Source organism: Mesorhizobium sp. J18 (assembly GCF_007829525.1).
GTDB lineage: Bacteria > Pseudomonadota > Alphaproteobacteria > Rhizobiales > Rhizobiaceae > VLJP01.
The window spans coordinates 1-11,550 of the sequence record NZ_VLJP01000089.1; the positions used below are offsets into that span (position 1 = coordinate 1).

Genomic DNA, 11,550 nt, shown 5'->3' on the forward strand with positions numbered 1-11,550 from the left:
GGTCGCCCGGTAGCGCTGGTGCCACTTCACCGCCGAGGAAACGGCAACGCCAAAGCGGCTCGCAGCCGACCGGCAGCTCTCGCCGGCCTCGATCGCACCGACCACGCGCTCACGAAGATCATTGGATAGAGGTGCTGTCAAAAGATGCCGGCCTCCTTCCCAGCAAGCATCTTGAATCACAAAATCAACCAAACCGGAATCCCTCCCGATTCTGTCAAGCGCTGAAACGCTCTAGAATAACCCTGAAGAGATCGTGCTTGGATCGTGCCGGACAGGCTCGCCGGTCGGGATCAATCCAGGTAGTCGGGCCGCAAACTGCGATATCTCCCGATGATCCCGCCAGCAAGATGCTGCTGACAGGCCCTACGACGCCCCGGCTTCGGTTCCACCGCAAACCGCGACGCACCGGGCCAGATTCCGTCAGTTTCTGACGGCACCGACCAGCAGATTGTTGTCTTCGCGCAAGGTCACCCAGCGTCCGCTGTCGAAACTCGCCTGCCGCTTAAGGAAGCGATAATTGGTATCGCTCCAAAGCGCGACGCGGTCGGTCAGATTGTCCAGAATATAGTCGCCCTTGTCCGTCCGCACGGTCAGAACGGCATGTCCCTCGCCATCGGGCTTCCGCACAACGGTGATGAGAAGGTTGGCCACCGAAAGACCGGCCTTCATCAGTCGTCGACGCTTCTCCAGAACATAGTCCTCGCAATCGCCGACGCCATTGTCCGGATAGGCCCAGACCTCGTCGCGGCCGAAAATGTCAATGTCGTTTACGGGTTTGATAGCCTTGTTGACCTCGAGATTGACACTGGTGATGGCCTTCAGGAGCGCCGGCGACATCTTCTCCGGCCTCTGGTTGCGGCTCCGAACCAGGCATTCAGCCGGAATTTTCTTGCAAAGATCGTAATGGCCTATCGGCTGGGAAGTGACGCTGCCAGTCACCATGAAGGGTGATGCCGATGTCGGCGTAGTCAGCCAAAGACCGGAAAGAAGGCCGAGTATTGCTGTTTCGCGGAAGACCCCCCGCCATGCAGCCATGTTGCTGCTCCCCAATTGTATCTTGTCGTTAACAATACGTTAACAGATATCGGGGGATGCCTGTCAATCAGGCGGATCCAGAAAAATAAATCAATATGGCCGATACTGGCCCATCGTCATCACGTTTGGCTGATGGTGTTGCCAAAATATCATGAGGAGCGTCCGCCCTTTACGACCCTGGGCCTTGCTGAACGGTTCTGACGTCCATGACTGGTGATGAAATCCATGATCCGCGGCACGATCTCGGCGCGGAAACGTGAACCGTTGAAGACGCCGTAATGGCCGACCGCCGGCTGGAGATAGTGGCTCCGTCTTTCCTGCGGGATATTCACGCAAAGATCATGAGCAGCCTGAGTCTGTCCAACGCCTGAAATGTCGTCATTTTCGCCTTCAATAGTCAGCAAGGCCGTATTGCGGATAGCGGCCGGATCGACAGGCGTGCCACGATGCGTCATCTCGCCCTTTGGAAGGGCGTGATGGACGAAAACGGTGTCCACCGTCTGCAGATAGAATTCCGCCGTCAGATCCATGACAGCCAGATACTCGTCATAGAAATCCCGATGCTTCTCGGCCGAATCTCCGTCATCCTTGACGAGATGCATGAAGAAGTCCTTGTGGGCGATGAGATGCCGATCGAGATTCATGCTCATGAAGCCCGACAATTGGAGGAAACCCGGATAGACCTCACGCATGAAGCCGGGATTTGGCCACGGCACCTGCATGATCACATTCTCGCGGAACCAATCCGTGCCTTTCTCCTCCGCAAGCATGTTGACCGCGGTGGGATTGCGCCTGGTGTCGATCGGGCCACCCATTAAGGTCATCGTGGCCGGGGCGTGCGGATCGCCGCGCATTTCCATAATGGCCGTGGCGGCCAATACAGGCACCGAGGGTTGGCAAACAGCCATCACATGGGTTCCCGGGCCAAGCGCATGCAGCATCTCGATCACGTAGTCGATGTAGTCGTCCAGATCAAAACGGCCTTCCGAAAGCGGGACCATGCGTGCATCCGCCCAGTCCGTTATATGGACCTCGGCGTGGGGAAGCATGGCCTCGACCGTCCCGCGCAGCAGGGTGGCGTAGTGTCCCGACATCGGCGCGACGATCAAAAGCTTCGGATCAGGCTTGCGTCCGGCTGGCAGATCGCGCTTGAAATGGATGAGATTGCAGAAAGGCCGCGACCAAACGACTTTCTCGCTGACCGCCACCCTCTGAAAATCGACGCTGGTCTTGTCCAACCCGAATTGCGGCTTGCCATACCGACGCGTCGTGCGCTCGAAAAGCTCAGCGCTCGCCGCCAGTGTCCGCCCGAAAACGGTCTCGGATAGAGGATTGAGCGGATTAGAATAGAACAGTCTCACCGCATCGGCATAGGCCCGAAAAGGCTGGAGAGCGGCATGATTGAACTCATAAAGCTGATAATACATTCGTATTCAAAACCTCGCCGGCAATTGCCGGAGCCTCTGATGCTCTTTCCGATAACGAAACTAGCAGGCTTTTGTTGCATTGCAACATAGCGGCTGCGCAAGCCCCATGGCATGCAGTGTCAAACATCGGAGCCAATACCAAAGGATTGCGTGGCCCGGCGAGTAACCCGTTCAATACCAAACCTGTCGCCAAAGCAAAGGGAGTGGTCAGGCTTCGGCACCCTCAACAAGGATCAGTTCAGCTTCGGCGACGGTAGTGCGGATTGCCTTGGCAGCCTGATATTCCGGCGAATTGTAGCAATCCAAGGCGGCCTGGAGCGACGGAAATTCGATGATGACGTTCCTCGCCCTCGACTTGCCCTCAAGGCCCTCGAAAGCCCCGCCACGGGCGAGAAATCTGGCGCCGAATTTTTCGAAGGCTGGCTTGGCCGTGGCCACATAGTCTTTATATCGCTCAGGATCCCGCACATCGACATGGGCGATCCAGTAACCTTTGGCCATCCGTCATCCTCCGCTTTGCATCTTCGCTTGCTGCATCTCATCAAGAATGGCTTGCGCCGCCCCTCGTTTGTCATCGGCACCGACGATCGGACGGGCCACGACGAGATGACTGGCGCCGGCGAGAATAGCATCCGCCGGCGTCACGACGCGTTTCTGGTCTCCACGAGCGGTGCCAGCGGGTCTGATGCCCGGTGTGACTACTGCCATCTCCGGTCCAACAATATCCCGAACCGAAGAGGCCTCGGCGGCAGAGCAGACGACGCCACCCATGCCGGCCTGCGCCGCCTGCCTGGCGCGGCGCATCACCAATGTATGCGGATCATGTTCGTAGCCGGCATCCTTCATATCCTGCTCGTCCATTGAGGTAAGGACGGTGACGCCGAGCAGGCACAGATTCGAGCCTTCCGCTGCTTCTACCGCCGCTCTCATCGCCTTCGGATAGGCATGCAGCGTCAGCATGGACACACCCATGCGAGCTATATTCTCGACGCCCTTGGCCACTGTATTATCGATATCCAGCAGCTTCATGTCGAGGAAGACCTTCTTACCGGCGGCGGAAAGTTCTCGTGCGAAATCCAGACCACCCGCGAAGACGAGTTGATAGCCGATCTTGTAGAAGGATATCGTGTCCCCAAGCGCCGAGACGACGTTTTCGGCTTCGGTCAGCGTCGGAACGTCCAGGCCAACGATGAGCTGGTCGCGCGCATAGCTTCCCATGCTCAGCCGTCCATTCGTACAGAAAGCATGCGCGCCCTCTCGATCAGCGTGCTGCAGACATTTTGCATCGTTTTGCGCAGCCTTTCCTCCTTGAGGTCGCCATTTTCGTCAAAGGCTCCGTGCGCCCGCGAAACAGAGCATTGGGGCGTAATGATTTCCACCTGACAATTCATTAGAACCGCACGAAGATGATAGAGGCAACGTATTCCGCCGAGATTGCCTTCGGAAGACGAACAGAGTGCGGCCACCTTCCCTCGATATGGATTGAACGTGCGCCCGCCATCGTTGCGTATGCGACTTACCCAGTCGATCGTATTCTTCACCAAGGGCGGTATCGAAGCATTGTATTCCGGGCTGGCGATCAAAAAACCGTCATGGGCGGCAATCAGCCGGCCAAGTTTCATGGCGTTTTCCGGAATCCCCCTTTCCTTCTCGAGATCCTGGTTCACGAGTGGCAGAGGATAGTCGCCAAGCGAAATGCGCGTCACTTCAGCACCTTGCTCGGCCAGCTCTTTGGTCGCCGCGTCAGCTGTCCTGATGCTATAGGCGCCTGTCCTCAACGAACCGGCGAATACCAGAATTCTGGGGTTCATCCCGTGGCTCCGTCCATGGTCAGTCGGCCATGTTGTAAGCCTGAATTCGCCTGAAGCAACCTTCCGCAGATGTCCGGCAGAAATATAGCGCCTCAGATAGCCTCAGATAAAAGTATCAGGCATTGCCCACACGACGATAAATCCACAGATGCGCGGGCGGGATGTTGCGCATCACGAAATCGAACCGCTCGATCGAGTAGCTCCCCCGGCCAGACGGAATGGGCGAGACCGCCCCATATGTTATCTGCATTATCGGCCGGCCCAGCGGCAGCAGATCCAGCAGCCGCTCGGTCAGCGAAATCCGGTCGGCAACAGGAAAATTCAGCATCGGGATCGCAGAGATCACGCTGTCGAAACTTCGGCCTTCCCACGGCGCCAGCAGTTCCCCCAGATCGAATGCACTGCCGTGGATGAAATTGACACCCGGAAAGTCAGCCTTGAGCCGGTCGACGAATTCGCGCGAATATTCGATCGAGATCAGATTTTTCGGTCTTACACCGCGGTCAAGGATCGCCTTGGTGATGACGCCGGTTCCAGGGCCAAGCTCCAGCACAAGCCCACCGGAATCAGGGTCGACGACCGAAGCCATTCGCCGGGCGGTTATAGAACTGGTCGGGATAATTGCCCCTACAGCCTTCGGTTTGTCGATCCAACCGCGGAAGAAGCGCAATTCCTCATCGAACTTGTCGGCTATCGCCTTGCGAAAGCCTGAAGCAATGGTCATCCCTCTCTCCTCTCCTCGCGGCGCGGGGCCGCAACGCAGCCACTATCCACCCCACGCCCGTTCAAGACAAGACAGCCGGATGCTCTGATCTCAGCTTTGCTATTCACTGAAAGATTCGAAGAAATCCTTCATGCGCGCAAAGAAACCGCTCGATTGCGGACTGTTCTCCTTGGAAGAAATCTGCTCGAATTCCTCCAGCAGTTCGCGTTGGCGTCTCGTCAAATTCTGCGGAGTCTCTACCGCGACCTGAATATATAGATCACCAAGTTGCGCCTGGCGCAGCACCGGCATACCCTTGCCTTTCATCCGGAATTGCCGGCCGTTCTGCGTACCTTCGGGGACCTTGACCCGTATTTGGGTGCCATCGAGCACGGTCACCTCGAAGGAACCGCCGAGCGCCGCCGTCGTCATCGAGATCGGCACCTTGCAGTAGAGATCGGCACCGTCTCGCTGAAAGAACTCATGCGGCTTGACCGAGAGGAAGATATAAAGATCACCGGGAGGGCCGCCACGGAAGCCGGCCTCGCCCTCGCCGGCCAAACGGATGCGCGTGCCGTCCTCGATGCCGGCGGGGATATTGACCGACAGCGCACGTTCTTCCGTCACGCGGCCCTGACCGGAGCATTTCGGGCACGGATCCTTGATCGTCTGGCCACGCCCCTGACACTGCGGGCAGGTGCGCTCGATTGAAAAGAAGCCTTGTGTCGCCCGCACCCGTCCAGTGCCTTGACACATAACACAAGTGACCGGCGAGGTGCCGGGCTTGGCGCCCGAGCCGGAACATTCGTCGCAAGCGATCGACGTCGGGACGCGAATCTGGGCTGTCTTGCCCGTATAGGCCTCCTCAAGCGAGATTTCCATATTGTAGCGCAGGTCGGCGCCACGTTCACGGCCACCGCTGCGGCGCTGCCGGCCACCGCCGCCCATGATGTCGCCGAAGATGTCCTCAAAAATGTCGGCGAAGCCTCCGGGAAAACCAGCGCCGCCGCGTCCGCCCATTCCGCCGTTCTCAAAGGCGGCATGGCCAAAACGGTCATAAGCGGCCCGCTTCTGCGGATCGCGCAGCGTTTCGTAGGCTTCGTTGATTTCCTTGAACTTGTGCTCGGCAGCCTCATCTCCCGGATTGCGATCGGGATGATATTGCATGGCAAGCTTACGAAAGGCCGCCTTCAACGTCTTCTCGTCGCAGCCCCTCGACACTCCAAGCGTTTCGTAGAAATCGGCCTTCATTTCGTCTCGTAAGCCCTCAATCGCCTTTGCGATGGTCGGCATTCAATTTGGTTAGCGTCGTGAGCCTATGCCATAGGTAATAGCGGACCGCCCGGGTTTTTCTGACTTTCAAGCCAAATTCACATGGTAAAAGCCCGGCATCTCTGCCGGGCTCCGCAAATTTCGGACCATCAGGCTGATTTCTTCTTGTCGTCGTCTTCATCGATTTCTTCGAAATCGGCGTCAACGACGTCCTCGCCAGACTTCGCGGTCTCATCAGAGCCGGCCTCCGAGGTTGCGCCTTCGGCCTGGCTGGCCTCGTACATTGCCTGACCGAGCTTCATCGAAGCTTCGGCAAGGGCGGTCGTCTTGGCCTTGATGCCTTCCACATCATCGCCTTCAACCGCAGTGCGTAGAGCCGAGACCGCATCCTCGATTGCCTTGCGATCATCGGCGGAGATCTTCTCGCCAAACTCCTTGAGCGACTTCTCGGAAGAATGGATGAGGGCCTCGGCCTGGTTCTTGGCTTCGACAACCTCGCGCCGCTTCTTATCAGCTTCAGCGTTGGACTCGGCATCCTTGACCATCTTCTCTATCTCTTCATCGGTCAGGCCGCCGGAAGCCTGGATGCGAATCTGCTGCTCCTTGCCGGTGCCCTTGTCCTTTGCCGAGACATTGACGATGCCATTCGCGTCGATGTCGAAGGTGACCTCGATCTGCGGCACGCCGCGCGGCGCGGGCGGGATGCCCACGAGATCGAACTGGCCAAGCAGCTTGTTGTCTGCCGCCATTTCACGCTCGCCCTGGAAGACGCGGATCGTGACCGCGGACTGGCTGTCCTCGGCCGTCGAGAAGACTTGGCTCTTCTTCGTGGGGATCGTCGTGTTGCGCTCGATAAGCCGCGTGAACACGCCGCCCAGCGTCTCGATGCCGAGGGAGAGCGGGGTCACGTCGAGCAGCAGAACATCCTTGACGTCGCCCTGGAGGACACCCGCCTGAATGGCGGCGCCCATTGCCACGACTTCATCCGGATTGACGCCCTTGTGCGGATCCTTGCCGAAGAAATTCTTCACAGTTTCCTGCACCTTCGGCATGCGGGTCATGCCGCCGACCAGGACCACCTCATCGATCTCGCCGGCCTTCAGCCCGGCATCCTTCAATGCCGCCTTGCAGGGCTCTATGGTGCGACTGATCAGATCATCGACCAGCGATTCGAATTTCGCCCGCGTCAGCTTCATCGTCAGGTGCTTCGGCCCGGTCTGGTCAGCCGTGATGAAGGGCAGGTTGATCTCGGTCTGCGACGAGGAAGAAAGCTCGATCTTGGCCTTCTCCGCTGCTTCCTTGAGCCGCTGAAGGGCGAGCTTGTCGTTCGTCAGGTCAATGCCCTGTTCCTTCTTGAACTCGTCGGCCAGATAATTGACCAGGCGCATATCGAAGTCCTCGCCGCCGAGGAAAGTGTCGCCATTGGTCGATTTCACCTCGAAAACGCCGTCGCCGATCTCAAGGACCGAAATGTCGAAAGTGCCGCCGCCGAGGTCGTAAACGGCGATCGTCTTGCCTTCCTTCTTGTCGAGGCCATAGGCAAGCGCCGCAGCGGTCGGCTCGTTGATGATGCGCAGAACCTCGAGCCCGGCGATCTTGCCGGCATCCTTGGTCGCCTGGCGCTGGGCATCGTTAAAATAGGCGGGAACAGTAATGACGGCTTTCTCGACCTTTTCGCCAAGATAGGATTCGGCGGTCTCCTTCATCTTCTGGAGGACCATGGCCGAGATCTGCGAAGGCGAGAACTTCTTGCCCTGGGCTTCGACCCAGGCATCACCGTTGTCGGCCTTCACGATCTTGTAGGGAACGAGCTTCTTGTCCTTCTCGACAGTCGGATCATCGTAGCGGCGACCGATCAGGCGCTTCACCGCGAAGACGGTCCCTTCCGGGTTCGTCACCGCCTGGCGCTTGGCCGGCTGGCCGACGAGACGCTCGTCACTATCGGTGAATGCGACGATCGACGGTGTCGTCCGGGCGCCTTCAGAATTCTCGATAACCTTCGCGTCCTTGCCGTCCATGACGGCAACGCAGGAATTTGTCGTTCCGAGGTCGATGCCTATTACTTTTGCCATTTACTCTCTCCGCTAAGCAGACTGTCAGGACCCATGCCGGCGTTCCACGCAACAGCCCCTGTTCACACGAAAATGTCGCAATACGTCATTTAAGACGCAGGATGCGACGTCGCAGCGTATATAAGAACCGGACTTTTTCTGCGCAAGCCGAAGCTTTAGGCGATTCTCCCGGGAAATGACCGGCTTCGGCATTTACCCGTGGCACTCAAACCCGTTCCCGATGGAACATGGCGATCTCCCTGTCAGCGTGCCGGGCTTTACCCGAATCGGCACGCCGTGCCAAGTTGCGGGAACATCAGACGGAAAGGGCTTCCGATGGAACAGCGCAAACTCGGTAGCGACCTCACGGTTTCGGCGATCGGCCTTGGCTGCATGGGTATGAGCCATGCCTATGGCGGGCAGGATGAGAAAGAGGCCATCGCGACGCTGCATCGCGCAGTCGAGCTTGGCGTGACATTCTTCGATACTGCGGAGGTCTACGGACCACACACAAACGAAGTGCTTGTCGGCAAGGGTCTGAGGCCATTCCGCGACAGGGTGACGATCGCGACGAAGTTCGGCTTCAACATCGAGGAGACGCCGGACGGTCCCGTGTGGCGACCGGGCGAGAACAGCCGGCCGGAGCATGTCCGCGCGGTTGCCGATGCCTCGCTGCGGCGGCTCGGCATCGAGGTTATCGACCTGTTCTATCAGCACCGCGTCGACCCTGCGGTGCCGATCGAGGATACGGTCGGCGCAATGGCCGAACTGGTGGAAGCCGGCAAGGTGCGGGCGCTTGGCCTGTCGGAAGCGAGCGCGGCCACGATCCGGCGGGCGCATGCCGTCCATCCGATCGCTGCCGTGCAGAGCGAATATTCGCTGTGGACGCGCGACCCCGAGGCCGAAGTCCTGGCGACCTGCAGGGAACTCGGCATCGGTTTCGTGCCGTTCAGCCCGCTCGGCCGCGGGTTCCTCACCGGCGCGATCACCTCTGTGAACCAACTTGGCGAGAAGGACTTCCGCCGCACCTTGCCGCGCTTCGAGGAAGAGAACCTCAAACGCAACCTCGCCGCCGTAGAGCGATTGAAGGCTTTCGCAAGCGATAAGGGCGTCACGGCGGCCCAGCTCGCGCTGGCCTGGGTGTTGCACCAGGGCGACACGATCGTGCCGATCCCCGGCTCGCGCAAGATCACCAATCTCGAGCAGAACGTAGCCGCCGCGTCGATCCGGCTGAGCGCAGACGAACTGGCCGAGATCGGCGCGATCGTGTCGCCGGAGCACATCGCCGGCGCCCGTTATTCCAAGGCTATGATGCAGGCTGCAGGGAGGTAAGGAGAGGTCAGGCCAGCTTGACCTCTCTCATCGGCTGCCGGAAGAACCGGGCTCTATCCCCGCAGTACCCCGCCGGTCTGCTTGCCGACATTCTCGATGATCCGCGCGGCCAAAGCTTCGAAATCCTCGTCCGTCAGCGTCTTCTCGAGAGGCTGGATCGCAACCTCGATCGCGATCGACTTCTTGCCCTGGCCGATCGCCTCACCTTCGAATACGTCGAAGACGCGCACACCCGTGATCAGCCTCTTGTCGGCCGCGGCCGCGGCGCGGGTCAGAACACCGGCTTCCACATCCTTCTCGACGACGAAGGCGAAATCGCGCTTCACCGCCTGGAAGGGCGAAACATCGAGGCGCGGCTTGGTGCGCGTCGGCTTCGCCTTCGGCTCGGGGATCACATCGATGAAGATTTCGAAGCCACAGAGCGGCCCGGATGCATCCAGAGCCTCGAGCGTCTTTGGATGAAACTCGCCGAAGGTGCCCAGGACAATCTTCGGGCCGAGCTTGATCGTGCCCGAACGGCCGGGGTGGTACCAGTCCGGCCCACCGGCCTCGATTTGCAGCTTGTCAACCGGAGCGCCGCAGGCTTCGAGCACAGCAAGAGCGTCAGCCTTGGCATCGAAGACTCCGACCGGTTCGGCATTGCCCGCCCAATGGCGTCCCTGGCCTTCCATCTTCGCCGTGCCCCTGCGTATGCCGGCGGCAACGCGTCGTTGATCCTCGGGCCTGTCGCCATCATAGGTCGCCGAAACTTCGAAGAGCGCGACATCGGAAAAACCGCGATCGGCATTGCGTTGCGCGGCGGCAACGAGACCCGGCAACAGCGACGGCCGCATATCCGACATATCGGCCGCGATCGGATTGGCAAGCCTCAGCGCCGGCGTGCCGCCGCCAAAGAGCGCCGCATGTCTTTGCGGGATGAACGACCAGGTAACCGCTTCCATCATGCCGCGCACCGCGAGCGCACGCTTGGCCGCACGGGTTCGAATCTGCAGCGTGGTGAGAATCCGCCCATTGACCGCGTCGTGGCTGACCATCGGCGCCGCCGCGATCCTGTCAACGCCATGGATGCGCATGACCTCCTCGACGAGATCCGCCTTGCCTTCGACATCCGGCCGCCACGAGGGAACGCTCACCTCGACAGTCTCTCCTTCGCCGCTCACGCTGAAGCCGAGTCTCTTGAGAATCGTGAGGCTCTCGTCGCGCGGCACCTCGATACCGGTCAGACGCCTTACTTCCGATAACGGGAAGGCGATGACCTTGGCCGGTTCGGGCCTATGGCCGACCACTTCACCCTCGGTCGGCGTGCCGCCGCAAAGCTGGACAATCATATGCGTTGCCAGTTCCATGCCGGCGATCATGAACTCGGGATCGACACCGCGCTCAAACCGATAGCGCGCATCGGTGATGATGCCCAGTTCGCGGCCGGTGCGGGCGATATTAAGCGGCTCCCAAAGCGCTGATTCAATCAGCACATCGGTCGTCGTTTCGTCACAGCCCGAATGCTCGCCACCCATGATACCGGCGATCGATTCCACGCCATTGTCATCGGCAATGACGCACATTTCCGGCGTCAGCTCATATTCGCGGCCGTCGAGGGCCAGGATCTTTTCTCCCTGCCTCGCACGACGCACAACGAGATCGCCTTTGACCTTGGCGGCGTCGAATACGTGCAGCGGCCGCCCGCGGTCGAAAGTGATGTAGTTGGTGATGTCGACCAAGGCATTGATGGGCCTGAGGCCGATGGCGATCAGGCGTTGCTGAAGCCATTTCGGTGAAGGGCCATTCTTCACCCCGCGCACCTGGCGCAAGGCGAAACCCCGGCAGAGCGACGGGGTATCGCCGAAATCGAGCGTGACCTTTACCGGCATCTTGCCGTCACCCGCCACCGGCATAACCGCACCTTCGGTCAGCCTGCCGAG

Annotated in this window: 11 protein-coding genes; 1 reads left to right on the forward strand and 10 read right to left on the reverse strand. The window is 59.6% G+C overall.

Annotated elements, in window-relative coordinates:
• From L598_RS20635 to dnaK, 9 genes are all read right to left on the reverse strand, one after another.
• Positions 1-141, reverse strand: a 141-nt coding sequence (locus L598_RS20635) for a helix-turn-helix domain-containing protein (RefSeq protein ID WP_186445132.1), incomplete at its 3' end; no start/stop codon positions are given.
• Positions 142-420: 279 nt separating this feature from the next.
• Positions 421-1,035: a transglutaminase-like cysteine peptidase gene (locus tag L598_RS20640; protein ID WP_144865774.1), complete on the reverse strand. Its 615-nt coding sequence runs from the start codon at positions 1,033-1,035 to the stop codon at positions 421-423.
• Positions 1,036-1,184: 149 nt separating this feature from the next.
• Positions 1,185-2,462, reverse strand: a complete 1,278-nt coding sequence (locus L598_RS20645; protein WP_144865776.1) for a polyhydroxyalkanoate depolymerase — start codon at positions 2,460-2,462, stop codon at positions 1,185-1,187.
• A 207-nt stretch (positions 2,463-2,669) separates the two neighbouring features.
• On the reverse strand, positions 2,670-2,963 hold the full coding sequence (locus tag L598_RS20650; protein ID WP_144865778.1) for a DUF1330 domain-containing protein: 294 nt from the start codon (positions 2,961-2,963) through the stop codon (positions 2,670-2,672).
• 3 nt (positions 2,964-2,966) lie between these two features.
• Positions 2,967-3,680 carry an orotidine-5'-phosphate decarboxylase gene (pyrF, locus tag L598_RS20655; protein ID WP_144865780.1) on the reverse strand — a complete coding sequence of 238 codons (714 nt, stop codon included), beginning with the start codon at positions 3,678-3,680 and terminating at the stop codon, positions 2,967-2,969.
• A 2-nt stretch (positions 3,681-3,682) separates the two neighbouring features.
• Entirely contained in the window at positions 3,683-4,273 is a 591-nt protein-coding gene (locus L598_RS20660; protein WP_144865782.1) for an NAD(P)H-dependent oxidoreductase, read from the reverse strand.
• A 115-nt stretch (positions 4,274-4,388) separates the two neighbouring features.
• On the reverse strand, positions 4,389-4,997 hold the full coding sequence (gene pmtA, locus L598_RS20665; protein ID WP_144865784.1) for a phospholipid N-methyltransferase PmtA: 609 nt from the start codon (positions 4,995-4,997) through the stop codon (positions 4,389-4,391).
• Between the two features lie 99 nt (positions 4,998-5,096).
• Complete coding sequence (dnaJ, locus tag L598_RS20670; RefSeq protein WP_144865786.1) at positions 5,097-6,227, reverse strand: molecular chaperone DnaJ; 1,131 nt, start codon at positions 6,225-6,227, stop codon at positions 5,097-5,099.
• 170 nt (positions 6,228-6,397) lie between these two features.
• Positions 6,398-8,320 carry a molecular chaperone DnaK gene (gene dnaK, locus L598_RS20675; protein WP_144865787.1) on the reverse strand — a complete coding sequence of 641 codons (1,923 nt, stop codon included), beginning with the start codon at positions 8,318-8,320 and terminating at the stop codon, positions 6,398-6,400.
• Positions 8,321-8,635: 315 nt separating this feature from the next.
• On the opposite strand from dnaK, the gene L598_RS20680 reads away from it, so the two are divergent.
• On the forward strand, positions 8,636-9,631 hold the full coding sequence (locus L598_RS20680; protein WP_144865789.1) for an aldo/keto reductase: 996 nt from the start codon (positions 8,636-8,638) through the stop codon (positions 9,629-9,631).
• Between the two features lie 53 nt (positions 9,632-9,684).
• On the opposite strand, the gene pheT is transcribed toward L598_RS20680, so the two are convergent.
• The coding region (gene pheT, locus L598_RS20685) for a phenylalanine--tRNA ligase subunit beta (protein ID WP_144866110.1) at positions 9,685-11,550 on the reverse strand (1,866 nt) is incomplete at its 5' end.

Excerpts from the sequence above, each read along its gene's own strand:
- L598_RS20650 (WP_144865778.1), bottom strand. The coding sequence starts at position 2,963 with ATGGCCAAAGGTTACTGGATCGCCCATGTCGATGTGCGGGATCCTGAG.
- L598_RS20680 (WP_144865789.1), top strand. The coding sequence starts at position 8,636 with ATGGAACAGCGCAAACTCGGTAGCGACCTCACGGTTTCGGCGATCGGC.
- dnaJ (WP_144865786.1), bottom strand. The coding sequence starts at position 6,227 with ATGAAGGCCGATTTCTACGAAACGCTTGGAGTGTCGAGGGGCTGCGAC.
- L598_RS20645 (WP_144865776.1), bottom strand. The coding sequence starts at position 2,462 with ATGTATTATCAGCTTTATGAGTTCAATCATGCCGCTCTCCAGCCTTTT.
- L598_RS20640 (WP_144865774.1), bottom strand. The coding sequence starts at position 1,035 with ATGGCTGCATGGCGGGGGGTCTTCCGCGAAACAGCAATACTCGGCCTT.
- dnaK (WP_144865787.1), bottom strand. The coding sequence starts at position 8,320 with ATGGCAAAAGTAATAGGCATCGACCTCGGAACGACAAATTCCTGCGTT.
- L598_RS20660 (WP_144865782.1), bottom strand. The coding sequence starts at position 4,273 with ATGAACCCCAGAATTCTGGTATTCGCCGGTTCGTTGAGGACAGGCGCC.
- pmtA (WP_144865784.1), bottom strand. The coding sequence starts at position 4,997 with ATGACCATTGCTTCAGGCTTTCGCAAGGCGATAGCCGACAAGTTCGAT.
- pyrF (WP_144865780.1), bottom strand. The coding sequence starts at position 3,680 with ATGGGAAGCTATGCGCGCGACCAGCTCATCGTTGGCCTGGACGTTCCG.